Source organism: Flavobacterium piscisymbiosum (genome assembly GCF_020905295.1).
In the GTDB taxonomy this organism is placed as follows: domain Bacteria; phylum Bacteroidota; class Bacteroidia; order Flavobacteriales; family Flavobacteriaceae; genus Flavobacterium; species Flavobacterium piscisymbiosum.
The window spans coordinates 3,142,808-3,168,248 of the sequence record NZ_JAJJMM010000001.1 but is presented as its reverse complement, the minus strand read 5'-3'; the positions used below and the strand labels follow the sequence as shown (position 1 = coordinate 3,168,248).

The 25,441-nt window shown below is 31.9% G+C and carries 25 protein-coding genes and 1 pseudogene; 11 read left to right on the top strand and 15 right to left on the bottom strand.

Features of this window, described 5'->3' with window-relative positions; translation table 11 throughout:
- The first annotated feature begins 65 nt into the window (after nucleotides 1–65).
- From LNP81_RS13835 to LNP81_RS13810, 6 genes are all read left to right on the top strand, one after another.
- Nucleotides 66–839 carry a carboxypeptidase-like regulatory domain-containing protein gene (locus LNP81_RS13835; RefSeq protein WP_230036742.1) on the top strand — a complete coding sequence of 258 codons (774 nt, stop codon included), beginning with the start codon at nucleotides 66–68 and terminating at the stop codon, nucleotides 837–839.
- 265 nt (nucleotides 840–1,104) lie between these two features.
- On the top strand, nucleotides 1,105–2,088 hold the full coding sequence (locus LNP81_RS13830) for a phosphotransferase (RefSeq protein ID WP_230036740.1): 984 nt from the start codon (nucleotides 1,105–1,107) through the stop codon (nucleotides 2,086–2,088).
- A gap of 121 nt (nucleotides 2,089–2,209) precedes the next feature.
- Complete coding sequence (locus tag LNP81_RS13825; RefSeq protein ID WP_230036738.1) at nucleotides 2,210–3,145, top strand: tetratricopeptide repeat protein; 936 nt, start codon at nucleotides 2,210–2,212, stop codon at nucleotides 3,143–3,145.
- A gap of 171 nt (nucleotides 3,146–3,316) precedes the next feature.
- A complete protein-coding gene (locus LNP81_RS13820) occupies nucleotides 3,317–4,096 on the top strand; it encodes a hypothetical protein (protein WP_230036736.1) in 780 nt (259 codons plus the stop codon).
- Nucleotides 4,097–4,264: 168 nt separating this feature from the next.
- Entirely contained in the window at nucleotides 4,265–4,771 is a 507-nt protein-coding gene (locus tag LNP81_RS13815; protein ID WP_230036734.1) for a hypothetical protein, read from the top strand.
- A gap of 31 nt (nucleotides 4,772–4,802) precedes the next feature.
- Entirely contained in the window at nucleotides 4,803–5,276 is a 474-nt protein-coding gene (locus LNP81_RS13810; protein ID WP_230036731.1) for a hypothetical protein, read from the top strand.
- A gap of 379 nt (nucleotides 5,277–5,655) precedes the next feature.
- On the opposite strand, the gene LNP81_RS13805 is transcribed toward LNP81_RS13810, so the two are convergent.
- Nucleotides 5,656–7,116, bottom strand: a complete 1,461-nt coding sequence (locus tag LNP81_RS13805) for an aminoacyl-histidine dipeptidase (RefSeq protein WP_230036729.1) — start codon at nucleotides 7,114–7,116, stop codon at nucleotides 5,656–5,658.
- A gap of 237 nt (nucleotides 7,117–7,353) precedes the next feature.
- On the opposite strand from LNP81_RS13805, the gene LNP81_RS13800 reads away from it, so the two are divergent.
- From LNP81_RS13800 to LNP81_RS13790, 3 genes are all read left to right on the top strand, one after another.
- A complete protein-coding gene (locus LNP81_RS13800) occupies nucleotides 7,354–8,415 on the top strand; it encodes a DUF3810 domain-containing protein (RefSeq protein ID WP_230036727.1) in 1,062 nt (353 codons plus the stop codon).
- Between the two features lie 167 nt (nucleotides 8,416–8,582).
- Nucleotides 8,583–9,077, top strand: a complete 495-nt coding sequence (locus LNP81_RS13795) for an RNA polymerase sigma factor (RefSeq protein WP_230036725.1) — start codon at nucleotides 8,583–8,585, stop codon at nucleotides 9,075–9,077.
- Nucleotides 9,078–9,085: 8 nt separating this feature from the next.
- Nucleotides 9,086–9,718, top strand: coding sequence for a hypothetical protein (locus LNP81_RS13790; protein WP_230036723.1), 633 nt, complete (start codon nucleotides 9,086–9,088; stop codon nucleotides 9,716–9,718).
- Nucleotides 9,719–9,819: 101 nt separating this feature from the next.
- On the opposite strand, the gene LNP81_RS13785 is transcribed toward LNP81_RS13790, so the two are convergent.
- Together LNP81_RS13785 and LNP81_RS13780 are read right to left on the bottom strand one after the other, a co-directional pair.
- Complete coding sequence (locus LNP81_RS13785; protein ID WP_230036721.1) at nucleotides 9,820–10,650, bottom strand: lysophospholipid acyltransferase family protein; 831 nt, start codon at nucleotides 10,648–10,650, stop codon at nucleotides 9,820–9,822.
- Between the two features lie 125 nt (nucleotides 10,651–10,775).
- Nucleotides 10,776–11,426, bottom strand: a complete 651-nt coding sequence (locus tag LNP81_RS13780) for an NUDIX hydrolase (protein ID WP_230036719.1) — start codon at nucleotides 11,424–11,426, stop codon at nucleotides 10,776–10,778.
- A gap of 91 nt (nucleotides 11,427–11,517) precedes the next feature.
- Here LNP81_RS13780 and LNP81_RS13775 point away from each other — a divergent pair, with 91 nt between their 5' ends.
- Nucleotides 11,518–11,955, top strand: coding sequence for a DUF4268 domain-containing protein (locus LNP81_RS13775; RefSeq protein ID WP_230036717.1), 438 nt, complete (start codon nucleotides 11,518–11,520; stop codon nucleotides 11,953–11,955).
- Nucleotides 11,956–12,063: 108 nt separating this feature from the next.
- On the opposite strand, the gene LNP81_RS13770 is transcribed toward LNP81_RS13775, so the two are convergent.
- From LNP81_RS13770 to mnmA, 5 genes are all read right to left on the bottom strand, one after another.
- Nucleotides 12,064–12,246 (bottom strand): hypothetical protein, encoded by a 183-nt coding sequence (locus LNP81_RS13770; RefSeq protein WP_230036714.1) that lies wholly within the window; start codon nucleotides 12,244–12,246, stop codon nucleotides 12,064–12,066.
- A gap of 168 nt (nucleotides 12,247–12,414) precedes the next feature.
- Nucleotides 12,415–12,825 (bottom strand): hypothetical protein, encoded by a 411-nt coding sequence (locus tag LNP81_RS13765; RefSeq protein ID WP_230036712.1) that lies wholly within the window; start codon nucleotides 12,823–12,825, stop codon nucleotides 12,415–12,417.
- Nucleotides 12,826–12,845: 20 nt separating this feature from the next.
- A complete protein-coding gene (locus tag LNP81_RS13760) occupies nucleotides 12,846–13,790 on the bottom strand; it encodes an NAD(P)H-dependent flavin oxidoreductase (protein WP_230036710.1) in 945 nt (314 codons plus the stop codon).
- A gap of 12 nt (nucleotides 13,791–13,802) precedes the next feature.
- Nucleotides 13,803–15,404, bottom strand: a complete 1,602-nt coding sequence (locus LNP81_RS13755; protein ID WP_230036707.1) for a S8 family serine peptidase — start codon at nucleotides 15,402–15,404, stop codon at nucleotides 13,803–13,805.
- Nucleotides 15,405–15,449: 45 nt separating this feature from the next.
- Nucleotides 15,450–16,637: a tRNA 2-thiouridine(34) synthase MnmA gene (gene mnmA, locus LNP81_RS13750; protein ID WP_230036705.1), complete on the bottom strand. Its 1,188-nt coding sequence runs from the start codon at nucleotides 16,635–16,637 to the stop codon at nucleotides 15,450–15,452.
- A 125-nt stretch (nucleotides 16,638–16,762) separates the two neighbouring features.
- On the opposite strand from mnmA, the gene LNP81_RS13745 reads away from it, so the two are divergent.
- Complete coding sequence (locus tag LNP81_RS13745; protein WP_230036703.1) at nucleotides 16,763–18,658, top strand: PEP/pyruvate-binding domain-containing protein; 1,896 nt, start codon at nucleotides 16,763–16,765, stop codon at nucleotides 18,656–18,658.
- On the opposite strand, the gene LNP81_RS13740 is transcribed toward LNP81_RS13745, so the two are convergent.
- The 7 genes and pseudogenes from LNP81_RS13740 to LNP81_RS13715 form a co-directional block, all read right to left on the bottom strand.
- A complete protein-coding gene (locus LNP81_RS13740) occupies nucleotides 18,659–19,216 on the bottom strand; it encodes a DUF4956 domain-containing protein (protein WP_230036701.1) in 558 nt (185 codons plus the stop codon).
- A gap of 111 nt (nucleotides 19,217–19,327) precedes the next feature.
- Nucleotides 19,328–20,182 (bottom strand): tetratricopeptide repeat protein, encoded by an 855-nt coding sequence (locus LNP81_RS13735; RefSeq protein ID WP_230036699.1) that lies wholly within the window; start codon nucleotides 20,180–20,182, stop codon nucleotides 19,328–19,330.
- Nucleotides 20,183–20,209: 27 nt separating this feature from the next.
- Nucleotides 20,210–20,296, bottom strand: a pseudogene (locus tag LNP81_RS27535) (tetratricopeptide repeat protein); the annotation flags it as partial.
- A 145-nt stretch (nucleotides 20,297–20,441) separates the two neighbouring features.
- Complete coding sequence (locus LNP81_RS13730; protein WP_230036697.1) at nucleotides 20,442–21,158, bottom strand: toxin-antitoxin system YwqK family antitoxin; 717 nt, start codon at nucleotides 21,156–21,158, stop codon at nucleotides 20,442–20,444.
- A 99-nt stretch (nucleotides 21,159–21,257) separates the two neighbouring features.
- Nucleotides 21,258–23,159 carry a membrane protein insertase YidC gene (gene yidC / locus LNP81_RS13725; protein WP_230036694.1) on the bottom strand — a complete coding sequence of 634 codons (1,902 nt, stop codon included), beginning with the start codon at nucleotides 23,157–23,159 and terminating at the stop codon, nucleotides 21,258–21,260.
- Nucleotides 23,160–23,240: 81 nt separating this feature from the next.
- Nucleotides 23,241–24,854, bottom strand: a complete 1,614-nt coding sequence (gene pyrG / locus LNP81_RS13720; protein ID WP_230036692.1) for a CTP synthase — start codon at nucleotides 24,852–24,854, stop codon at nucleotides 23,241–23,243.
- A gap of 248 nt (nucleotides 24,855–25,102) precedes the next feature.
- Entirely contained in the window at nucleotides 25,103–25,432 is a 330-nt protein-coding gene (locus LNP81_RS13715; RefSeq protein WP_230036690.1) for a hypothetical protein, read from the bottom strand.
- Nucleotides 25,433–25,441: the final 9 nt, after the last annotated feature.

The following is a 25,441-nucleotide window of genomic DNA, read 5'->3' as shown; positions in this document are numbered from 1 at the left end:
ATTATATTCGAAGACTGCGAAATATTTAATCCCTATTTAGTACTTTTAGTGCTTTAAATCAGGATATGAAATATTTCGCAGTTTTCTTTTTTACACTACTATCTACAATTGGTTTTGCGCAAGACAATGAGTCTACAGTACCTCAAAGAGTATCTGGTTACATTATCAACGATAATAGTAAACAACCTCTTGCTAATGTAAACATCATCAACACCAACAAAGTTCGTGGTGCAAAATCTGATGCCAAAGGATATTTTGAGATAGACGTTCAGCTTAATGACACGATTCACTTTTCGATTTTAGGATTTCAATCTCTTAGAATCAGAGTAACGAATGACTGGATAAAAAATAAAGTAACCAGAATTCAGCTTACAGAAAAAGCAATTGCCCTGGAAGAAGTTATCATTGCTCCTTTTAATTTAACAGGATATCTTGAAGTCGATTCTAAATTGATTCCAACTAAAGAGAACTATCGTTATAGTATTTCAGGTCTTACACAAGGTTATGAAGCGGGTGAATATTCTCCAAATGCTTTTGGAAAAGTATTAGGATCTATTTTTAATCCTGCCGATGTGCTCTATGGTTTCTTTGGAAAAAATGCGAAAGAACTCAAGAAATTAAAAGAAATGAGAAAAGACGATACTGTTCGAAATCTGTTAGAATCTAAATACGATCGCGAAACTGTCTCAGTATTGTTAGGCATTAGCAAAGATGAAATTCCTGAAATTTTACAGCGATGTAATTATTCTGAAGCCTTTATACAATCAGCAAATGATTTACAGATTATGGATGCAATTAATGGCTGTTACGAACAATATAAAGTCCTGAAACGAAATTAAAATTTAGCATTCTCTAATAAATTAATCCCTGATTACTCTAAGTGATCAGGGATTTTTATTTTAAAGTGTTTTTTATTTTTAAAAGCGTAGAAAAGCCGACCTTATAGCTCCCACACGTTATTGCGAAAAGTAATCAATAATATTAAGGTTCTGCTTAATTATCTGTAAGACAAATATGTTATATTTGATTTTTACTAAAACAGATATTTTCATACAAAGGCATCCTATTTAGTGGCTATCCTCTATTAAACAAAATTCGAATATAATGACAACATTTCCAGTATTAGCATCAACATTATCTGAAAAGGAATTGGGACTCTTTATAACTGAAAAATACCAACTAAACGAAAATTTTATTTGTAAATTATTTAGAACAGGTTTAAATCATACTTATTTTATTTCGGATAATGAAACTAAATTTGTTATAAGAGTTTATTGTTACAAATGGAGAACAAAAAAAGAAATTGAACAAGAATTAGAATTATTAATTTTACTCAAAAATAATTCCTTATCTGTTTCTCATCCAATTGTCGACAAAAACGGAAATTTTATTCAAGAAATTAATGCCCCAGAAGGAATTAGATATGTTGTTGTATTTTCTTATGCTAAAGGAGAAAAAATTCGCTTTATGTCTAATGAAACTTGTTATTCTATTGGTTCATTAATGGCTAAAATTCATAATATAACCGAAAATAAAAAAATTGACAGAGTAAACTATGATTTTGAAATGTTTTTAAATAGTTCATATAATTATTTAAAAACATTTTTTACCGAAGATTTAGATGAAATGAAATTCTTAAAAGAAATTGGTAGTAAAATACCAAAAAGAATAAAAGAATGTAATTTATTAGAAGATCAAAATGGAATAGTTCATTTGGATATTTGGTATGATAATTTGAGCGTTAATAATGAAAATGAAATCACTATTTTTGACTTTGATAATTGTGGAAATGGTTTATTAATTTTGGATGTTGGCTATTTTTGCAAACAATTATTTTTTATAGAATCCGACAAAAATGAATATGAATTAAAGGCTAAAAGTTTTTTAAATGGATACCAAAAAATAAGACATTTATCAGAAAATGAAATAAAGTTAATTCCAGAAGCGGGTGCGTCAATTTTTGTGTTTTATCTTGGAGTACAAGCACAAAGATTTGATTGGTCGAATATATTTTTGAGTGAAAATTATCTAAAAATGTTTGTCGGAAGAATACGGAATTGGTTGGAATACTATGAAACAAAGAATTAACTTTAACTAACAGCCACTACAACTGATTTTAGCAATAGACTTAATGGAAATTTGGGAAATCTGAAGAATGGGCGTAATTAATCGCAAAACCGTTGTACTACCGAAAATTTACAAACCATTTATGAAAAAACTGCAAAAAGTAACATTTTTATTTTTTTTACTTCTTATTTCTTGTAAGAACGATAAACCAGATTTATTCTTTGACAAGGAGCACGAAAAGATGCATCAAGAAGATGAAAAAATTTCAGAAGCATTTACAAATTTTGAAAATCTTTTAAATAAATTATATATTGAATCTGAAAAAAATCCAGATAAAGTTCTCAGGAAAGTAGACAGTTTATTAATCGTAAATAAGAACGAAAAAGATAAATACATATCACAAATTAAACCTAACATTAACCGTAGCTTACACAGTTTTAAAGCAGAATTATTTTATAAGATTGGTAAATACAAGGAATCAATCAACGAATTAAATACTGAAGATAACAAAACTGGAGATGCAGCTATCGCCTATGCTGCAAACTATGTTAAATTAAAAGACTTCAAGTCTGCTAAATCATTTATCGACAGCATTGGTACTTGTAATGGCAACTATTATGCGCTCGGAAATTATTATGAAAGCATAGGAGACAAGATCTCCGCTCTTAAAACATATAAATACAATCTTGAAGAAGACAAATCGAGAAAACATTTTATTTATTACATATGGACTCAAAAAAGAGTTGAAGAGCTTGAAAAAAATAAACCTCTACTCAATGAAGTTTTTTTCCCTACTGGAAATCCAAGTTTTGAAATTTGCGAGATTTGTAATGTCGACAATAAAAAACGACACAAGATTACACAATTATTGATAAAGATGCCTGAAAATCAAGATTGGTCTTCAACGGCCATTTTAGAATCTCCATACGACACTGGAAAAGGTTATTATTGGATTAGAGTAGAAGCTGGAAATAGAGAATTAAATTATTATGTAGACCAAAAAACTTTTGAAATAAAATACTTCAATCCAAAAACCAAAACTGTAATGACATTGGAAGACTGGCGGAAAGGGAAATAAAAACAGCATATCACAGCCACTACAACGAATTTGAACAATAAGCTTAATAGAATTGGTTTTGTATTTGAGATAACTTGACAATCAGAAGAATGGGTTTAACTTAGTCCCAAACCCGCTCTATAACAGCAAAACGTTGATAGCAATACCAAATAAACCTCAAAAATCATTAAAATGGGCGATTGGAATACTCTACATCACTTTGACGATAAAAAATTCTATTCAAAAATTGTTACTGACTTTAAAAGTAATGGAGAATTAATTAAAAAATATTTTAATTCAGAATTCGGAAAATATATAGCCTATGGAAATGATAAAAATGATGAACGAATTGCTGAAATATTAAGATTTAGTCAAGATTTAGACGAAGACTTTAAATCACACAAAACCTTACTCAATATACACACACGAAAAAAGGGAACAAGCGAAGAATATTCTATTTTTATTAAAAAACGCTATCAAGACGAAGAAGATTTTCAAAAAGCAAATGGGCAAGTAATAGAAGACATCAACCTCATTTTGACGTTAATGATTTTTTCAGAATGTGCTGCTTTTAACCCTCATTTAATTTTAGGCAGAAGTATATTTACCGGACGTGTTAATGCTAATCCAAATTCTGTTGCAGGAGAAATTATTTTCAATTTTACTGATAGCAATTTGGGAAGTATATTTTATAGTTCCCGTTCAAATTGTACCGGACTTATAAATTTGGTGACAAATGAAGATTTAAAACTTTTGTGGTTAGACAAAGAAAACTTATACCCTACTAACGAAGACGCAAAAAAATACTTTACAGATTTTTGTAAGTTCATAGAAATTGCTATCGAAAACAACTTAGGTGTCGTTTCTTGTACGAACATGAATGAAAGTATTTTGAAAATGATCCAATCCCCTTTATCTTTAAAAATAGACTTAGAAGCATTAGGACTGGAAAGCGTAATAAATTATGAATAAAAATCACTGCCATCAACAGCGACCATAACAGATTTGGGCAATAGGTTTAATGGGAAAATAATTTTGTCTTTGAGATGATTTGGAAGATCCGAAGAATGGGCTTAATTTAGTCCCAAACCCGCTGTAATGCCAAAACGTTATAGCACATTTTAAATACGTAACTTACAAATGGAAGAAATAGCAGAAAGAAAATTAATCGTAGATCTTGATCTTGCACCAATTGTAAATGATATTTACACGGGAAAGTGTGTCGTAGCAAACTCTGAAATAGTTATGCTTCTTAATTTTGACGAAGAAAACGAAAAGTTTGACGGATATACTATTGTGAAAAACAGTGATATTGAAAAATATAGAACATGGGAAGAAAACGATTATGCAGAATTGAAAAATGACAACTCAGAAAGTTTATTAGCTAATATTAATTTGAATGACTTTAAAGATTTAGAAAAATCATTGAAAAGCTTAGTATCCGAAGTAGTTTCAATTTTTACCTATGATAATGAAGATTCATTTTTTGTTGGTAAAATACTATGGGTAACAAATGATTCAGTTGAATTACATTTAATTGATGAAGATTCCAATTGGAGTGAAAACGAAATTATAAAACTAAATGATATTAGTTATCTTGGTTTTGAAACAGAATATGAAAGAAAAATAAAAAAAACCTTGTTATAACAGCCGTTGCAGCGAACAACTAAAAAAAATAATGAAAAAAATTTTACTTACTCTGTTAGTATGCTGCGGCATATTACAACATATAAATGCGCAAAGAATAGAAGAAAATAAGTTTGATTTTTCAGATGGCGTAACATATAGCATAAAAAGATTTTACAGCTCTAAATCTTCTGCATATGGAGATGCAGGATTTTATCAAACTAATTATTATCAAAAAGGACATAAATTTAAAACAGTATTGATACAATTCTCCAATACTACTAACTCAGACGTAGAAATAGATTTTCAAAAATTTTTCCTTATTGACAAAAACAACAAAAAATACGATATTCATCAAGTGGTACAAGGAATGAAGATAACTACAACTACCGAGAATTACAAAATGATTTTAAAAGCAGGAAAGACCAGATCTTTTATGGCTAAATTTTGGCCACTATTCCCAAATGATGAAAAAATAGAAAGAATGGAAGTAAATGGAAAACCCATACTTTTAAAAGAAATATAATTGATAAATTTCCAACTTAGATTGAAATTTATCTGAAATTATTTTGTTTTACTCTGCAGTAACACCAAAACATAATAATCAATACTTTCTTAAACTCAAATCCTTAATTTTATAAATTGGGGATTTTTTTATGCCTTTAGGATTATAAAAAACCTTACATTTACTATTAAAATAAATAATACAAACTAAATCAAGATATTATGGCTAAGAGTCAGGATGCTAAAAAAACAGCAAAAAAAGAACCGTTAAAAACGGCTAAAGAAAAGAAAGAAGAAAAAAGAGAGAAGAAAAATAGTCCTAAGAGAGATTAGTTTTCAGTCGCAGTCGCAGTTTTCAGTCTCAATGAGAAACTGAAAACTGTGACTGAAAACTGATTACTTTATTTAACCGGAATATTCGAAAGAATTTCTAACACAAATTTCCAATATTTTTGAGCCGAAGAAATACTTGCTCTTTCATCTGGTGAATGCGCACCATGGATTGTTGGTCCAAAAGAAATCATATCCATATCAGGGTAATTTGTTCCTAAGATTCCACATTCTAAACCTGCGTGACAAGCTACCACTTTTGGCTTTTCATTATTTTGTTTTTCGTAGATTCCAACCAAAGTATCTAATATTTCAGAATTTACATTTGGCGTCCATCCTGGGTAAGAACCAGATAATTCTACTTCGCAACCTACCAATTCAAAAGCAGAACGCAATGCATTTGCCAAATCAAATTTTGAAGTTTCTACAGATGAACGTGTTAAACATCCAATAGATATTTCACCATCTTTTACAATAACTCTGGCAATATTATTTGAAGTTTCAACTAAATCTTCCATATCAGCGCTCATTCTGTAAACTCCATTATGAGCAGCATAAATAGCGCGGATGATTCCTTCCTGAACACCTAAATCCATTACTTTTTCAGGTAAATCGCATTTTACGATTTCGATCGATAAATTAGGTTCAGTCGTTTTATATTCCGCTTTGATATCATTGATGATTTCCTGCATATCAAAAATATACGCTTCATCAAACATTTCAGAAATAATTACTTTTGCAACGCTTTCTCTCGGAATAGCATTTCTTAAACTTCCTCCGTTGATTTCAGCCACTTGCAAACCAAAGTTTTCAAAAGCATCAAATAACAAGCGGTTCATGATTTTATTGGCATTACCTAAACCTTTATGAATATCCATTCCTGAATGACCTCCATTAAGCCCTTTTACGGTAATAATATGTCCAACTGATCCTTCCAGAACTTCTTCTTCGTTATAGCTTCTTGTAGCCGTTACATCGATTCCACCAGCACAACCTATATCAATTTCATCATCTTCTTCTGTATCTAAATTCAAAAGAATTTGCCCCTGAAGAATTCCTCCTTTTAAATTTAAAGCTCCCGTCATTCCGGTTTCTTCATCAATAGTAAACAAAGCTTCGATTGCAGGATGCGGAATATCTTTACTTTCAAGAATAGCCATAATTGTAGCCACTCCTAACCCATTATCAGCTCCTAAAGTTGTACCACGGGCACGAACCCAGTCACCGTCTACATACATGTCGATTCCCTGAGTATCGAAATCAAAAACTGTATCTGCATTTTTTTGGTGCACCATATCAAGATGCCCTTGCATAACGATTGCTTTGCGGTTTTCCATCCCTGGAGTTGCCGGTTTTCTGATGATTACATTTCGAATTTCGTCTTCAAAAGTTTCTAAACCTAAGCTGCTTCCAAAGTTTTTCATAAACTCGATTACTCGTTCTTCTTTCTTTGACGGACGCGGAACAGCGTTTAAATCAGCGAATTTATTCCATAGCGCTTTAGGTTCCAGATTTCTTATTTCCTGACTCATTATATTTTGTTTGAAGTTTAACAATTAAGAGTTCCAAAGTTACAAAGTTTATATTTTTTTTCGCCACGAATTTCACGAATTAGCAATAATCTTCTTGAAATTAAAATACAATTTCACAAATACTATCTTATTTTGTAAAATTATAAACTAATAATTAGTGAAAGTTCGCGGAATTCGTTGCTAACTTTTTTTATAAATCAATATTGTATTTATATTTACGTATACAAAATTTAAACTGTGAAATCAAAATATCTTCTTCCTTTATTCCTGTTAATTCAAATTATCCTCTTAAAAATTCTGCGCTTTTTCCCTGAATTTATCGAACGATTTTACAGCAACGGATTGTACTCGAAAATCTCTCATTTTTCAAGAATTGTTTTAGGCAGAATTCCGTTTTCTGTGGGAGATTGCATTTATTCTATATTGATCATTTTTTTGATTCGATGGATCTGGAAAACCCGAAAAACCTGGAAACTGCAATGGAAAGATAATCTTCTTAAAGCTTTGAGCGTATTATCTATATTCTACTTTTTCTTTCATTTGCTTTGGGCATTCAACTATTACAGAGAACCTCTTTTCGAAAAAATGAAAATTCAAAGAGAATATACTGATGCTGAATTATTGGCTTTTACCAAAAAACTTATTGTAAAAACAAATGAAATTCAGTTCCAAATTAATAAAAATGACAGCACAAAAATCGTTTTCCCCTATTCACAGGAACAAGCCTTTCAGATGAATCTTAAGGGATATGAAAATCTTGCAAAAGAACATCCTTATTTTAAATATGAAATCATTAGCGTAAAAAAATCTCTTTTCAGCCTGCCTTTAACTTATATGGGATTTGGCGGATATTTGAATCCCTTTACGAATGAAGCTCAGGTAAATGATTTACTACCAATGTATAATTTCCCGCTTACAAGCTGTCATGAAATGGCACACCAAATGGGATTTGCCAGTGAAAGTGAGTGCAACTTTATAGGCGTTTTATCATCTGTTAAAAATGATAATTTATATTATCAATATTCAGGATATAGTTTTGCTTTGCGTTATTGTTTAGGCATCTGGCAAGCGAAAGATGAAAAAATATTTAAACAATTAAAGAAAACCGTTCATGTTGGAATCTTAAAAAACTATCAGGAAAGTCAGGATTTCTGGAAACAATATGATACTTTTATAGATAAAGGTTTTCATGTTTTTTATGATAATTTCCTAAAAACAAACAATCAAAAGGACGGAATGGAAGGGTATAGCAAATTTGTAGACCTAATGGTGAATTATTACAAAACGCGTGAATTATAAAAATTAGCTCACGGATATTACGGATTAAACGGATTTTTATAATTTAAAAACAAATTTTAAATATTCTATTAATTAATAAGCTTGCTATAATTCGGGAAATTTGTGAATTCGTGGCAAAAAAGCAAAAGAGTTTGTAACAAAAGTGATTTCAACACTACTAATACTTTATGAGCGAAAATCTAGAACAGTCATTTGTTGCGCAATTGCAGGCAAATCAGAATATAATCCACAAGATTTGTAGGTTATATACTGCCGGCGAAGATGCTCATAAAGACTTGTTTCAGGAAATCACCATTCAGTTATGGAAAGCTTATCCTAAATTTAGAGGCGACAGTAAATTTTCGACCTGGACGTATCGCGTTGCCTTGAATACCGCCATTACCTTATATCGAAAAACCAAACGAACCGTACCGACTGTAGAGTACGAGAGTCATCAGCATTTTATAAAAGATGTCGATTACAATTATGAAGAAGAAGAACAGATTAAACTGATGTACAAAGCGGTATATCAGCTTAATGACATCGAAAAAGCATTAGTTTTTATGTATTTAGAAGACAAAGATTATCAGGAAATAGCCGAAACTCTCGGAATCAGCGAAGTGAATGCACGTGTGAAAATGAACAGAATTAAAGGGAAACTTAAAAAAATATTAAATCCTTAAAAATTATTATGAAAGAACTGGATTTACTAAAAAAAGACTGGAAAAAGAACTCGGATTCTTTTCAACAAATTTCTGAAAAAGAGATTTATAAAATGATTCACAAACAATCTTCTTCAACCGTGAAGTGGATTTTGGTTATTAGCATTTTGGAATTTTTATTGTGGTCGCTCTCGAACGTATTTATCAATACCGATGATTTGTTGCGAAAAATGAATCATCCCGAAATAGTATTGGCTCTTGATATTTTAACCTATTTCAATTATATAGTTGTACTATTTTTTGTGATTAATTTTTATAAAAACTACAAAACAATTTCAACAACTGTCGCTACAAAAATGTTAATGAGTGCCATTCTAAGAACAAGAAAAACAGTTCAGTATTATGTATGGTATAATTTAGGAATGCTCGTGATCATATCTATATTCAGTTATTTTATCACCTTTGTTTACAATCCAGATATGAGCTTTTTAAGAGAAAAATTAGCCGCAGACGGAAAAGCAATGTTCTTTACTATGGGAATTTTAATCCTCACAATATTGGGCTTATTGGGTATATTCTGGTGTATTTACAGATTAATTTACGGAACTTTATTACGCAGATTATACGCTAATTATAAAGAATTGAAGAAAATTGATTTCTAAGAAAGGGACAAAGCTTTTTTTAAGTTGCTAAGATTCTAAGGCACTATCCCGAGGCTTCGGGACTAAGTTTTTTTTTAAAAACACTTTAACCTGAAACTTTTTTAATGTTCGCTTTCAGAAGCTTTATAACTCCATCTTCTCATTTCATTAAGCTCTTCTTCTACCTTGATTTCTTCGGCTGGAATGACTTTTAAAAATGACGGATGCTGTTCGATAGCGTATTCTACTTTTTCTACGATTTCATCAATTGTATCGTTTTCATAATCAATATCGAGAGGTTCTTTGATGATAAAGGATTGTAGAATTCCTTTTTTCTTCATTCTTAAACCTTTTTTATCAAACGAACGACGGAAACCATCAATAACAATAGGAATTACAATTGGTTTATGCTGTTTTATGATATGCGCTGTTCCTTTACGAACCGGTTTAAACGATTTTGTAGTTCCTTGCGGAAACGTAATTACCCAGCCATCTTCGAGTGCGATTCTAATATTCTCCGTATCATTTGGGTTAACATCACGTTTTTCTGTAACATCGACACCTTTTGAGCGCCAGGTTCTTTCTACAGTAATAGCACCAACATAAGCTAAAATTCTTGGCAATAAACCCGCTTGCATCGTTTCTTTGGCCGCCACGTAATAAATATTCATTTTGGGCTGCCACAGATAGCCAATATTCTTAATAGTATCTTGACGTCCGCTTAAACTTGCGTTAAAGACATGAAACATCGCGACAACGTCGGCAAAATAAGTTTGGTGATTTGATATAAACAAAACATTTGTATCCGGAAGCGTTTTAATGATTTCAGATCCTTCAATCTGTAAGTCATTAAAACCTCTATATCTTCGGTGGGTCATGGCTCCTAAAATTCGGATTAACCATTTCTTGATGAATAATATATGTCCAAAAGGATTTCGTTTAAACAATCCCATAGCTGTTTATTGTATTTTTATGTTAGAACGCAAACATACAAAAATTATTCTTTTAGCAGAACTATAAAGCAATTTCGGAAATAAATTGTTATTATAATGAATATCAAATTGTTAAATTTACTCTTTTACGAGTTTTCTTCAAAAGTAATTTTCAGGACATCTCTCAATTCACTTAAAATCATAGCAGTCGCACCCCAAACAATATGATTTTGAATATTAAACGCAGGAACTAAAATATTATTAGCATAAGAAGTTGACAATGTGGCTTCGACAATAATCTCATCGTTTAAAAATACAGACAAAGGTAATTCTATTATATCGGCTACTTCTCTAATATCCGGATAAAACGAAAGTTCTTCTTTGGCAATGCCTAAAAATGGATGCACCAAAAAATTACTTGGCGGAATATACATTGGGGTAAAATGCTTTACTACCTCTATTTTCTCGGGAGAAACACCCACTTCTTCATGAGTTTCCCTCAGCGCTGTTTCCTCGTAACCTGAATCGGTTGTTTCGTACTTTCCTCCTGGGAAAGCAATTTGCGAAGAATGAACTCCATTATAAGCATTACGAACAATTAGCACTAAATGTGTTTTTCCTTCTTTTGGATAAAACAACATCATTACGGCAGCAATTCTTGGATTCTCTATTTTTAAATCTAAATTCTTTAAGGCTTCTATGCGCTCTTTTGGAGCCATTTTTATATGTGAGGCGACTGCCGGTAGTTCAACTGGAATTAAATTAGGAACATATTGTAAAAAATCTTGAAAATCCATATTCAAAGTTTATTTTTGTATTTTCAAATAAAATATAAATATAGTTTAGAAAACGCGTTTCTACAAGCTTTCTAAAATCAAAGCCATAAAAATGTACAGTAAAGAAGAATCACAAAGAATAAAAAGAGAATTTTGGGTGGCTTTCGCCGAAAAATATCCTCGTAAATGGGTATTGTATGATACCAAGATTAAAGATTTCTCTTTTAAATTTTATGTAGACAATAAAAAAGCTCAGGTTTTAATTGACATTGAACAAAGAAGCGATGAAAAAAGAAATGCTTATTTTGAAAAATTAGAAGCTCTAAAAAATATTCTCGAAGAAGAATTTATTAAAGATTTGGTTTTCGAAAAAAATTATACTCTGGAAAGCGGAAAAACCATCAGCAGAATCTGGACTGAAATACAAGGTGTAGGTTTCAGCAATCGCAATAATTGGGATACTATTTTTGATTTCTTTTTCGAAAAAATGAATGCTCTGGAAATGTTTTACCTGGAGTATGATGACTTTATCAAGGATATTGATTCTTAGAGAAAGGTACTAAGGTGCTGAGATGCTAAGGCTCTAAGTTTTACAACAAACCAGATAGATTTAGAAATTTGTCGGGTTTATTGTTTTTAAATAATTTAAGACTATTATTTACCAACCCATTTTTTGAAATAATAACGTGAGAATAAAAATCGTTCCTATTAAGTAATAATTATTCCAGCCTTCTTTTTTTTTCTGATCTGCAGAAGCCTTTTTATTGTACTTATACCAGAAATAACCATTCGCTATTAAAATCAAAACATAAATTCCAATTAATAAATTACTCCAAATCATGATATTCGTTTTTTAATGTTTCTTCTTATCTACAATGCTTTATTTATATTTTTAAAGATTATTCAATTGAATCTTAAAGTATATAAATAACGTATTAGCATCAAATTTATAGCATTGTAGAAATTTATCATACTCTAAAAACGGGTAATATCAGTTTATTTTTAAAACCTAAACACTAAAAACATTATAAACAATAATATGATCGTCGTAATTAATATATAATTGCTTTCTGTAATCTTGCTTTTTTCGGGTAATAATAGATAGTTTACAGTCTCGCCCATCATTATCTTTACACATAAAAGAGTAAACAATATCAGTATCATTTTCCTCACGTTCGATATAATCAAGTATTTTAAAAAGCTGGATTTCCTGAGAATAAACTACAATTCTATGCTTATTGGTATCCAGAACAACTGATAAATTGACCAGATCAAGATTGGACCATTCGCCCCATTTACCTCTTTCATTTTTTTCTAAAACACTAAATCCCGAAGTTTTAAACTGATACGTTTGGCTGTAAGCTTGTTGCGAACAAAGCCCTAAAAAAAATAGTACTATATAGGTGCGGATAGAATTCATATTGTATTTTATGCAGATAATTAAAACTCAAATTTAGCCTTTTCCTGACGAGCAATTTCAAATTCGGTGATCATTTCTTGAATAATTTTTTCTACAGGTAATATTTCATGAATCAATCCTGCAATTTGTCCAATTTCGAGTTCGCCTTCTTCAAGATCGCCTTCAAACATTCCTTTTTTGGCTCGTGCTCTTCCTAAAAGCTGCACTAAATCTTCTTTGGATGGACATTTTTCATACAATTCCTGAACATCATTGTAGAACTTATTTTTGATCAAACGCACCGGAGCTAATTCTTTCAATGTCAATTGTGTATCACCTTCTTTAACCTTAACTATCGTTTCTTTAAAATTATTGTGCGAAGACGATTCTATCGATGCCGCAAAACGACTTCCTACCTGAACACCATCTGCACCAAGAATCATTGTAGCAAGCATTCCGCGTCCGGTTGCGATTCCGCCTGCCGCAATAATTGGGATCTGAATTTTTTCTTTCACCATCGGGATCAAAGTCAAAGTTGTGGTTTCATCGCGGCCATTGTGTCCACCAGCTTCAAAACCTTCGGCAACAATGGCGTCAACTCCGGCTTCTTGGGCTTTTAATGCAAAAACACTGCTACTCACCACATGTACAACTGTAATTCCTTTTTCCTTTAAAAAAGAAGTCCAGGTTTTAGGATTTCCAGCCGAAGTAAAAACGATTTTCACACCTTCTTCGATCACGATATTCATTATTTCTTCGATATTGGGATATAACATCGGAATATTAACCCCAAACGGTTTATCAGTTGCTTTTTTGCATTTCTGGATATGTTCCCTTAAAACTTCAGGATACATCGAGCCAGCACCAATTAAACCTAAACCTCCCGCATTACTAACTGCCGAAGCTAATTTATAACCGCTATTCCAGATCATTCCGCCTTGAATAATGGGATATTTTATATTAAAAAGCTGTGTAATTTTATTCATTCAAAAATGTAATTATTGTTTGATAATCTTTCCTGTTTTGTGCAAACCATCAGCATCAAAAGTATAAAAATAGAGTCCGCTTTTTAAAGCTTCAACAGAAAGAATCGGATTTTGACTGGTAATTTGTTTTTCGATTATTTTTTGACCCAAAACTGAGTAAATTGAAACAGAAGCTGCATTATTTTCAAACAAAAAAGAAACTGTAGTTTGAGCCGGATTAGGAAATACAGAAAAAACAGAAACTGAGGTTTTATAGTCTTCTACTCCTAAAGTCATCCCAAAATTTGGAATTCCGTAACCATAATTATTATCAGGATTAGCATATCGGTCTGAAGATTGCAGCACCATTTGCCTGATTTCTTTATTCGTTTTCGACGGAAAAGCCTGCCATAAACAAGCAATCATTCCCGCCATAATTGGGCACGAAAACGAAGTTCCGTTCACCGTTGTGATATTTCCTGCGATATCAGAGATTACAGCAGCAGTTCCCTGCGCCATAACATCGGGTTTAATTCTTAAGTCATAACTTGGTCCAATAGAACTAAAAGGCGACTTTGTTTTTGACCCCGTAACAGCACCAACTGTAATCACAGAAACAGCATCTGCCGGAGCACCTACATGAGGTTCTGCTGTATTTCCTTCATTTCCTGCCGAAGCCACTACTACAATTCCTTTACTAAAAGCAATTTCGGCACCACGCGAAATAAAATTCGTCGTACCATTCATATCACTGTAAGTATGACTATAATTGGCATTATCAAAACCAAAATACCCTAAAGAAGTCGTAATAATATCAACTCCCAAACGATCTGCCTCCTCTGCCGCTTCGACCCAATACGATTCTTCTACAGGGTTTTCTGTAGGATCGTATTCCGTAATAAATAAGTAATAATTAGCGTCAGGAGCAGTACCTACTAAAGCATTTTCTTTGTAACCGCCCATTGTAGAAAGTACCATTGTCCCATGGTCATCGCCAGTATAGAAATCATTGTTTCTATTCACAAAATCGTAACCGCCTAAAATTTGATGGTTATCGATAAGTTTCTTGAAAGGCTGAGCCGTATTCACTCCCGGAAAACCAGCATCCAAAACGGCTATTATTTTTCCTGAACCAGTATAATTTTGTTGATGCAAAACCTGACCGTTAAGCATTTGAATCTGGTTGGAAGAAGATCCGTAACTATAATTGATTGTTGTTTTGAGATTATCTTTTGATTGAAAGACCTGATTTTCTGAAACTTTTTTAGAAGTTGTATTGAGGTTTTTATTCGCAAAAACTACTTTATCTACAAATGATAATGTTTTTAAAGATAAAATATTGTTTTGAGTTCCGCGAATATGAAGCGCATTCAACCATTTCGATTGTGCCATTACAGTTATTCCTGAACTTAGTTTGACCTGATTGACATAGGTCGCTTCTAAAGGAACATCGGTAAGATTTAAGGGAATATTCTGATTGGTTCTTCGATCCAGCGCACGTTGCGTAAGCATCGTTAATGGATTATCTAAATACGTTTGTGCACTTGGCTTATCTTTAAAATAAACCCACGCATCTTCTTGCGAAAACATCACAGAACAAAACGCCAATAAAAGAAACGTAAAATAACACTTCATAGTTTACTTTTTTAAAAGGCAAAACCTTTGTAAAAAAGTATAAAGCTAAGAAATTACTCCCGAACCAACTAATTCATTATCGAAATACCAAGCCGCAAACTGACCTTCAGTAATTGCTGATTGTGGCTCTTCAAATTCAATATACATTCCGTCTTCAAATTGGTGTAAGGTTGCTTTTTGTAAAGGCTGGCGGTAACGAATTCTCACCATTACTTCCATAGTTTCACCAACTTGCAAAGCCAAATCAGTACGAATCCAGTGTACTTCAGATTTTTCTATAAACAAAGCTTTTTTAAACAATCCAGGATGCTGACTTGTTAGACCTGTATAAATGGTATTGGTTTCAACGTCTGTAGCGATGATAAATAACGGATCTGTTGTTCCGCCTACATTCAAACCTTTACGTTGTCCCACTGTAAAATAATGCGCTCCCTGATGTTTGCCCACTACTTTACCCATTGTTGGAAGATAATCACGTTTTTTAGCTTCTAATTTCAGTTCTTCCTGCAACGATAATCCAGCAGGTTTTTCGATAGCGTAAATTGGATCGTTTTTATCAATCTGAACAATTTTACCGTCTTTAGGCTGCAATTTTTGTTGCAGGAATTCCGGTAAACGAACTTTCCCAATAAAACATAATCCTTGTGAATCTTTCTTTTCGGCTGTTACTAAATCCATCTCGGCAGCGATTTCACGTACTTCAGGTTTTGTTAAAGCACCAATTGGGAATAAAGATTTCGCCAACTGATCCTGAGACAACTGACATAAAAAATACGATTGATCTTTGTTATTGTCAGCACCGGCAATCAATTGGTAAACAGGTTTTCCATCTACTTCGATTTCATTTTTTTGACAATAATGACCCGTTGCTACGTAATCAGCACCAAGACTTAAAGCAATTTTCATGAATACATCAAATTTGATTTCGCGATTACAAAGTACGTCAGGATTTGGAGTTCTCCCTTTTTCGTATTCGTTGAACATATAATCAACGATTTTTTCTTTGTATTCTTCGCTTAAATCGACAGTTTGAAACGGTATTCCGAGTTTTTCAGCTACTAATAAAGCATCATTACTATCCTCTAACCAAGGACATTCATTAGAAATAGTAACCGAATCATCATGCCAGTTTTTCATAAAAAGGCCAATAACTTCGTATCCTTGCTGTTGCAATAAATAAGCAGCAACACTCGAATCTACTCCACCGGAAAGTCCAACAACTACACGTTTCATTCTAAATCGTTTATATTTTTACAAGGGTGCAAAGATAAGTCCTATTTTTGATAATAGCGGTAGTTTTCATTAGTTTATATAATGGCATGGTAGATAAAATTGATTGCTTTTTTTAATTACTTTTAATGATCAATAAAAATGTCATGTACAAATACATTTGTAGTTTTATTTTTTTGCTTATCGTAACTTCTTTAAATGCACAAAGATACAGCGCTACTTTGTCTAATTATGAAGCTTATAAGGCGTTTAGAGGTAAACCGTTATCAGACAAATTTTCGAATATCGAATCGGTAAAAATTGTTTACGATCTAAAAAAACAAAAAATGTATTACTTCGATAGTACATTGATTCCGCTACATTATGATTTTGTCACCAACTACTTAAGCTACAGCCAGGATCTTGAAATTTTTAATAATGAAAATTACAGTGATACCGATAAAAACAGGAATTATTTGCTGGGAAATCTAAATCATATTAAAGGAACTGATAAGTGGGTTTTCGAATTGGCAGCTTCAGATCATATGCCAATTGCCCTGATTGAGCGCTTTTATAATTTAATCGTACAATCGACTTTTATAGGTTCTAATTTGAAATTCTATTTGAATAATCCCGAAAAGATGGAATGGTTTCAACAGAATAAATTTAAAATTCCTTGCGTGAAATCAGATTTTATTTTTAATGAAATAACCTATCAGGAAGTAGTTTCCGGAAGCAATGTTGGAATCCTGAAACAATATAAACTAAAGGATCTCGAAAGTACAAAACCAAATTCTGACGAAATTATAATTGTAGACGGAACACCGGATATTTTGCCTAATGTAAGAGGAATAATTGTTAATGAACTTCAGACACCCTTAAGCCATTTGGTACTTTTGGGCAAAAACCGAAAGATTCCGATTATGGCTTATACAAATGCATTAAAAGACAATAACCTTAAAAGATTATTGGGTAGAAAAGTAGAGCTAAAGATAGAAATCGATACTTTTTACGTTAAAGAAACCAATAAAAAAATTGTTCAAAAAGCCAATACAAAAAAGAAAAAACTCATTATTGACACCACTGTAACTTCGATGGTAGATCTCAGTAAAATACCTAAAAACGGAATTAATTATATTGGTTCAAAAGCGCAAAACTTAGCGTATTTAATTGCAATTTCTAAAGATATTCAATTCAAAACACCTGAAAACACGCATGCAATTCCCTTTTATTTTTATATAAAGCACGTTCAAAGTAAATCTATTTCACCTTTGATTAATGAGCTTTTAGCAAACACACATAAAGATTCGGCAGTTTGGGTAAAGCAACAATTAAAAAAAATCAGGGATGCCATAAAAAAAGAACCTATCAATCCTCAATTAATAGCAAAGCTAAATGAGACCTTTAAAAATGCTTCTTTCAAAAACTTCCGATTCCGTTCTTCAACCAATGCCGAAGATTTAGATGATTTTAATGGCGCAGGTTTATACGACTCAAAAACCGGAATTGTAGGCGACAGCGTGAAAACCTTCGAAAAAGCGATTAAACAAGTGTGGGCCAGTGTATGGAATGAGGGCTCTTATGGAGAAAGAGAACTTTTTGGTATTGACCAAAGAAATATTGCCATGGGAGTTTTAGTCCATCGTTCTTTTCCGGATGAACTCGCAAATGGCGTAATAATTACCAAAAACATTTTCCGTAAAAACTTTCCGGGCATTACGGTGAACATTCAAAAAGGAGAAAACTCAGTTGTAAAACCGGAAAAAGGAGAAGTTTGCGAACAATTTGTTGCGTATCATTTTAATATGGGAACTGATGATGACGATTTTGATATTGATTATACTTCGAACTCTAATTTAAACAACAATGAGCCTTTATTGAGCCGTAAAGAGATGAGTCGGCTTTTTCTTGTAAGCCAAAAAATTGAAGCTAAAATGTATCGTTACTGGAGAAAAAACAGATATCATCCGGTTGATATCGAATTTAAAATTGTGGGCAAAAACAGGGATTTATACATCAAACAAGTCAGACCCTTTAATGAATAATCAATAATAAACCAAAAGGTCGATTTCGTTAGAAACGGTATTGATCAGCACAATTTTAAAATCAAAATCCTCAACATTTATCTTTTGCTGAATCGATTTTCGAATGTTTTGATTGTTTAATGAAAAATCTCCTTCCAAAGGAATTTTTACATCGACTACATTCAAATACTTAGAGATTTTTTTACTGACCAAAATGGAAGCGGCAATGTAAAATCCAATAATAATTAATTGAAAAAACAACAAAACTTCGATCTTTTCGTACGGATACATTATATCTAAAATCGAGAGTGTTATCGTGGCAAAAAGAAAAATAATTGCATTTACAGTAAAAGATTGGGTTCTAAATCTTAATATAGAGAAAATCGCAAATAACCCGAATCCTATCCCCACTCCTATTTCGATTTTGGTAAACAAATAACAAAGCGAAAAAGTACAAAGACCAACAATAACCATCAACGGATTTATAGTTTCATTATCTTTTCTGTTAGAGAAAAAATACAAAATCAGAATTGAGAAAAACAACAATAAAAACCGCCCTATAAGTTCGTTTAATTCCATTGAATCAAAGTATTAGTGAATCAAATTTAAAAAATAGTTTGCCACGAATTGCACGAATTTTCAAGATTTTACTTTGCTGTAAATTTTGCAACCCGAAAAATCTATTATCTATTAATTTTTCCACTTATAATCTTTTGACCAATTATAAAACTTATCTAATTCAGATTGATTTTTTTTATGCCATTTTGCAACATCTTCGCTCTCTGAATCAACAAAAGCAATGTAAGCAAAAGCCTCAATGAATTTTTTATTTTTCATTTCAATAAAATAGGGAACAAAGGTTTCCCAGTAAAAACCAAAATTATTATTTTTTGTTTCCTCAAGTGAAGCACAAATAACCTCAAACTTTCTGATAAAATTTTCAACTTCTGTTTTTTTAATATTTTTTTTATCAAAATCTAAACCTGAAGCCATCGATAGAATCAAATCTGCTTGTGAAAAATCATTTTCTTTTTTTATACCAGTAGAATCAGACAGCACATTAGAATTAATATTTATAGTGATCGATTTTTCACCGGTTTTCTGAATTCCCTGCGTCAATAATTTTTTTATATTTTCAAGATTCTTTTTAGATCGAGATGTTTGAGGTTCTACAATTAAAAATCTTGAAAAAGCCAATATTGCAGGAATTCTATGTTCGCCCATTTCCAGAATTCCAATAGCATTTAAAGAACCTGCATGTTTGGGATTGATAAGAAGAGATTTTTGAAAACAAAGAATTGCTTCGCTATATCGATTACTATTAGTATAGCAAATTCCTTTATTAAATTGCAATTGATAATAATTTGGATATTTTTGAATCCCTTCCTGGTAAATAGTTAATGCCTCATCAGTCTTTTTAAGATGATCTAATGCATTAGCATAACTAACATATACATTTTTAAGATCTTCATTAGCATGGGTTAAAATAGCATGTTTAGAAACATCGATTGACTCCACATATTTACCTGCCGCGTTTAGTGACATCGCTTTTTCAGATAATGCCAGCAAGTTATTTTTATCAATTTCTAAAGCTTTACTATACTTATCAATCGCCCCGTTGTAGTCTCCTTTATCATGAAGGACAACACCTTCATTTATAAACTTCTCAGCATCAGGCTGATTTTATGCATACGCACTTGAGATAAATAAAAATAATAGTAAAGTTTTAAGTTTCATAGAGTTTAATATTTAGTCTATAAACTTAAGTATTTAAATTAAAAGATAAGTTTATAAATAAAAAAATCTAATTCATTTTAGGTTTCGAATCTACCTGATAGCTACTTTTCGGATCGCTCATATTGACTTCTTTGGTTAATTTACCTTTTAAGTAAAACTGCCACATATTTGCTTTTTTTCCGTTTACAAATTTTCCTTTTGATGCTACAACTCCATCTGCGTCATAAAAGACAGCCTCGCCGTTGTATTCATTATTTTTATAGGTACTTTGCTCTAAAAGAGTTCCGTTTTGACCGTATTTTTTATAGATTCCTTCTTTCGAACCATTTACATAATTCATTTCTTCGGCAATTTTTGAGTTGGGATAATAAACGGTTCTTAAACCTGCTAATTTGCCATTTTTATAATTTTCAAGCGTCATCAATACTTTAGAAGCTTTGTGATAATATTTCCATTCTCCCTCACGTGCTTTACCAACTTCTTTTCCTTCGCTTACTTTATTTTTATTCTGATCATAAAAAATAGTATACGAACTTCCGTCATTAGCCGTAAAATCACGTGTTGCTACAACATCACCTTTTTTAGTATCATCAAAAAATTTAAAAATACCGGTTTCTTTTCCGTGATCAAAAGTTCCTTCATAACGCTGACGTTTAGAAACTTCGTAAACACCTTTCCAAACACCGTCTTTTTTTCCGTTAGCATCTGTTTTATTAAAGTCCTGCGCCGATACTAAAACAGCATTTAAGAAAAGTAATGCAATTATTATTTTTTTATAAATCATTGTATTTTATTTTAAACTTTAACGAAATTCACTTTAATAAAGTATGTTTCAAAAATAAAAAAATCCCGACGAATCGAGATTTTTTTTATAAATAACTTATTATTTTTTATTCTGTTTTTTTGCAGCTTCCTGTTGCTCCATCACTTCCTGAAGACGTTGCTGAAACTTGTTTTGCTTTTTAGGCTCTTTTAATTTATTCTCCTGAATCTGAGCATGAATTTTATCTGTATCAACAATGTAATTTTTAATAACAAACATAATTCCGATAGTAATTAAGTTTGAAATAAAGTTATACAAACTCAAACCTGCACCATAACTATTGAAGAAAATTAACATCATTAATGGCGAAACATAAATCATGATTTTCATCATTTTAGCCATATCCGGCATACCTTCTTGCTGAGGCGCTGCCATTTGCTGATCTCCTGAAGTCATTTTCATATAGAAAAAAATCGCGATTGCTGCCAAAATCGGGAACAAACTGATGTGATCTCCGTATAACGGAATGTGGAATGGTAATTTTACAACAGCATCAAATGATGATAGATCGTCTGCCCAAAGGAAACTTTTTTGTCTTAACTCAAAAGCCGACGGGAAGAACTGGAATGACGCATACATAAACGGAAGCTGAATCAATGCCGGGATACATCCTGCCATTGGGTTTACCCCTGCTTTGTTGTACAACTTCATCGTTTCCTGTTGTTTCTTCATTGGGTCTTTTTTGAATTTTTCACCCAATTCTGTAATCTCCGGACGTAAAACTTTCATCTTAGCCTGAGACAAGAAAGACTTATACGTAATTGGCGACATCGCAATTTTGATGATAATCGTAAAGATGATAATTGCAATTCCGTACGGAATAAATGAAGCTAAAAATCCGAACAAAGGAATAAAGATCCATTTGTTGATCCAACCGAAAATTCCCCAACCTAATGGAATAATTTTTTCGAAATTTTTATCGTATGATTTTAAAACTTTGTAATCAGCCGGTCCAAAATACCAACTCATTTTATAATCAACTTCTCCATTAGTAAATGCTAAAGGAACGTTCGTTTTAAATTGTTTAGTAAAAATGGTATCTATTTTTTCATCATTCACCAAATTAGTAGACTCTAATTTAGCTTTTTCAAATGCTTTTTCAGTTAAAAGAATAGAAGTAAAAAAGTGCTGTTTATAAGCTATAAAACTAACTTTATCAACAGAATCTTCTTCATGCTTTCCTAAACCTGCATAATTGATTTTATGATCTCCGTGCTCATAATAAATTTCAGCATAACGGTTTTCATAAGAAATACTTTTTTCGTTTCTATATGTTTTTAAATCCCATTGTAAATCTAATGGTTTAGAAGAATTTAAAACTTTATTCAATCCTTGAGAACGAATATCAAAACCAACTAAATATTCATTTGATTTTAATACATATTTATATTCTAAAAATTCGTTAGCACCTGCTTTCAAACGCATAGTCAATATTTGATCTGTACCGTTTTTAGTCAGTGTTGGCTCAAAATATAAATCTTTAGAGTTTAAAGTTCTGTTATCCGTTGTTTGTAACTGGATATTTAAATTAGAATTATTGTCTTTGATTAATTCTACTAATTGTCCTGAATTTTTCTCAAATCTTTTGAATTCTTTCAAGGTTGCCTCAACGATGTAACCACCTTTGTTAGCAATTTTTAGTTTTATCTTATCGTTTTCGATAGTTGTAAAACCTTCTTTTGCAGAAGGAAGTGTAGCCGAATAAGCAAAACCACCTAATGTTTTTTGCAATTGCGCTAACTGAACTGTATCTCCCGGAGTTGTTGCAGCAACTGGTAAAACAGCTGTTTTAGTCTTATCAGTTTTTGCTTGTGCTTCTTGTTTGGCAACTAATTCTTTCTTGGCTTTTTCAGCAGCAATTTCCTTATCAGAAGGTTGGTTTTGGTACATAATCCAAACCAAAATTCCAAATATCAATACAAAACCAATGATTGAATTAAGATCAAATTTTTTTTCTTCCATTATAATTTAAAAAAGGTTATTCGTTACAGCGTATTAGTAATGAGTTGACCTCAAAAGTTACACTCTTTAGAATATTAATTATTATTTTTTATGCGCATTTACCGCAGCAGCCACAAAATTCACAAAAATTGGATGTGGGTTTGCCACTGTACTTTTGTATTCAGGATGATATTGTACACCAATAAAAAACGGGTGATTTTCAAGCTCTACAATTTCAACCAAACCTGTATCCGGATTCACTCCTGAAGCTTTTAATCCAGCTTTTTGCAATTCATCGGCATATTTATTATTGTACTCATAACGGTGACGGTGACGTTCTGAAATAGTCGTTTGTCCGTATATTTTGTGTGCTAAAGTATTTGGTTTAATATCACATTTCCAGGCTCCAAGACGCATTGTTCCGCCTTTATCTGTAACTGTTTTTTGCTCTTCCATTAAATTCACAACCGGATGTTTGGTTTTTTCATTCATCTCAGTAGAATTGGCATCAGCATAACCTAAAATATTTCTTGAATATTCGATAACTGACATTTGCATTCCTAAACAAATTCCGAAAAACGGTATATTATTTTCACGTGCAAAACGAACTGCTTCGATTTTTCCTTCGATACCTCTTTCTCCAAAACCAGGTGCTACTAAAACTCCGTCAAGAGGTCCTAATTTCTCTTCAACATTATCACTATTAATGTGCTCTGAGTGAATAGAAATTACGTTTACTTTGGTTTCATTTGAAGCTCCTGCATGAATAAACGCCTCTAAAATAGATTTGTAACAATCCTGCATTTCTACATATTTCCCAATCAGACCAATATTTACGGTATGTTTTGGATTTTTTAATCTTCGTAAAAAAGTATTCCAGTTTTTCAAATCCGGAGCCGCTTTTTTAGGTAAATCTAATTTCTTTAAAGCCACAACATCTAATCCTTCTTCAAGCATTAAATTTGGAACTTCATATATCGTCGAAGCATCAATAGACTGAATTACGGCTTCTCTTTTTACGTTGCAAAACAACGCTAATTTATTACGCAATTCATCAGAAAGTTCATGCTCAGTTCTACAAACCAGGATATCAGCTTTGATTCCGCTTTCCATCAATGTTTTTACAGAGTGTTGCGTAGGTTTTGTTTTCAACTCACCTGCAGCAGCCAAATAAGGAACTAAAGTTAAATGAATAACAATTCCGTTATTTTCTCCTAATTCCCAAACCAACTGACGAACAGACTCTATATAAGGTAGAGATTCAATATCACCTACAGTTCCTCCAATTTCAGTAATTACAATATCATAATCGCCGGATTTACCCAACAATTGCATTCTGTCTTTGATTTCGTTTGTAATATGAGGTACAACCTGAACCGTTTTTCCTAAAAATTCTCCTCTTCTTTCTTTTTCAATAACCGAAAGATAAACTCTTCCTGTAGTAACATTATTTGCCTGAGAAGTAGGAACATTCAGGAAACGCTCGTAGTGACCTAAATCTAAATCTGTTTCTGCACCATCATCTGTTACATAACATTCTCCATGTTCGTATGGATTCAACGTACCAGGATCCACATTGATATATGGATCGAATTTTTGAATAGTTGTACGATATCCTCTTCCTTGTAACAATTTTGCTAAAGATGCCGCGATAATCCCTTTTCCTAATGAAGAAGTCACACCGCCTGTAACAAAAATATATTTTGTTTGATTCATTCTGTTGTTGTTTGTATGTAGTTGTGTAAAAAACTTGGCAAAAGTACAAATTTAATTAGATATTTTGCCAATTAGAGAATGAGATAATTTGCAAAATTTTAATTAGAACGATTAGATGATTTCGTAATCGATAGTTTTAACTTTGAATTGGATGTTTTTTTGAATATTACCCTGTTAATTTTAAGTTTTCAGATTATGACAAGATTATAATATGAAAAAACAAATAATACGAACAATTACTAAATCAATTAACGAAACAAGGCATATGAAATCATAAATAAAACAACTAAAAAACCTATAAAAACAACAGAAATAACACCAGTACCTAATATTACACCTGTATTGGGGACCAATAAAGAACTATTGTTTTTTTTTGCCTGAGATACTCCTATCCTCCCAAATATTATACCCATAATCGCCAGAAAAACAGCCACTATTCCAAAAGGAATTGCAATCACAAGGCTTATAATACAAGTAATACCACTAAGCACTAAAAAAAATCCACCGACAACTGATAATATCACTGAAATAATACCGAAAAACTGACTAAAATTTGAACCTTTGGTATTATTTTGCATATTGTTTTT

What these genes read in the sequence shown, in the direction of transcription:
- LNP81_RS13775 (WP_230036717.1), top strand. Translation starts at nt 11,518, where the DNA reads ATGTACAGTAAAGAAGAATCACAAAGAATAAAAAGAGAATTTTGGGTG.
- LNP81_RS13785 (WP_230036721.1), bottom strand. Translation starts at nt 10,650, where the DNA reads ATGGGATTGTTTAAACGAAATCCTTTTGGACATATATTATTCATCAAG.
- LNP81_RS13735 (WP_230036699.1), bottom strand. Translation starts at nt 20,182, where the DNA reads ATGTCACTAAACGCGGCAGGTAAATATGTGGAGTCAATCGATGTTTCT.
- LNP81_RS13815 (WP_230036734.1), top strand. Translation starts at nt 4,265, where the DNA reads ATGGAAGAAATAGCAGAAAGAAAATTAATCGTAGATCTTGATCTTGCA.
- LNP81_RS13820 (WP_230036736.1), top strand. Translation starts at nt 3,317, where the DNA reads ATGGGCGATTGGAATACTCTACATCACTTTGACGATAAAAAATTCTAT.
- LNP81_RS13745 (WP_230036703.1), top strand. Translation starts at nt 16,763, where the DNA reads ATGATCAATAAAAATGTCATGTACAAATACATTTGTAGTTTTATTTTT.
- LNP81_RS13835 (WP_230036742.1), top strand. Translation starts at nt 66, where the DNA reads ATGAAATATTTCGCAGTTTTCTTTTTTACACTACTATCTACAATTGGT.
- LNP81_RS13770 (WP_230036714.1), bottom strand. Translation starts at nt 12,246, where the DNA reads ATGATTTGGAGTAATTTATTAATTGGAATTTATGTTTTGATTTTAATA.
- LNP81_RS13740 (WP_230036701.1), bottom strand. Translation starts at nt 19,216, where the DNA reads ATGGAATTAAACGAACTTATAGGGCGGTTTTTATTGTTGTTTTTCTCA.
- LNP81_RS13765 (WP_230036712.1), bottom strand. Translation starts at nt 12,825, where the DNA reads ATGAATTCTATCCGCACCTATATAGTACTATTTTTTTTAGGGCTTTGT.
- LNP81_RS13715 (WP_230036690.1), bottom strand. Translation starts at nt 25,432, where the DNA reads ATGCAAAATAATACCAAAGGTTCAAATTTTAGTCAGTTTTTCGGTATT.
- LNP81_RS13795 (WP_230036725.1), top strand. Translation starts at nt 8,583, where the DNA reads ATGAGCGAAAATCTAGAACAGTCATTTGTTGCGCAATTGCAGGCAAAT.
- mnmA (WP_230036705.1), bottom strand. Translation starts at nt 16,637, where the DNA reads ATGAAACGTGTAGTTGTTGGACTTTCCGGTGGAGTAGATTCGAGTGTT.
- LNP81_RS13780 (WP_230036719.1), bottom strand. Translation starts at nt 11,426, where the DNA reads ATGGATTTTCAAGATTTTTTACAATATGTTCCTAATTTAATTCCAGTT.
- LNP81_RS13755 (WP_230036707.1), bottom strand. Translation starts at nt 15,404, where the DNA reads ATGAAGTGTTATTTTACGTTTCTTTTATTGGCGTTTTGTTCTGTGATG.
- pyrG (WP_230036692.1), bottom strand. Translation starts at nt 24,854, where the DNA reads ATGAATCAAACAAAATATATTTTTGTTACAGGCGGTGTGACTTCTTCA.
- LNP81_RS13730 (WP_230036697.1), bottom strand. Translation starts at nt 21,158, where the DNA reads ATGATTTATAAAAAAATAATAATTGCATTACTTTTCTTAAATGCTGTT.
- LNP81_RS13825 (WP_230036738.1), top strand. Translation starts at nt 2,210, where the DNA reads ATGAAAAAACTGCAAAAAGTAACATTTTTATTTTTTTTACTTCTTATT.
- LNP81_RS13830 (WP_230036740.1), top strand. Translation starts at nt 1,105, where the DNA reads ATGACAACATTTCCAGTATTAGCATCAACATTATCTGAAAAGGAATTG.
- LNP81_RS13790 (WP_230036723.1), top strand. Translation starts at nt 9,086, where the DNA reads ATGAAAGAACTGGATTTACTAAAAAAAGACTGGAAAAAGAACTCGGAT.
- LNP81_RS13810 (WP_230036731.1), top strand. Translation starts at nt 4,803, where the DNA reads ATGAAAAAAATTTTACTTACTCTGTTAGTATGCTGCGGCATATTACAA.
- LNP81_RS13805 (WP_230036729.1), bottom strand. Translation starts at nt 7,116, where the DNA reads ATGAGTCAGGAAATAAGAAATCTGGAACCTAAAGCGCTATGGAATAAA.
- yidC (WP_230036694.1), bottom strand. Translation starts at nt 23,159, where the DNA reads ATGGAAGAAAAAAAATTTGATCTTAATTCAATCATTGGTTTTGTATTG.
- LNP81_RS13760 (WP_230036710.1), bottom strand. Translation starts at nt 13,790, where the DNA reads ATGAATAAAATTACACAGCTTTTTAATATAAAATATCCCATTATTCAA.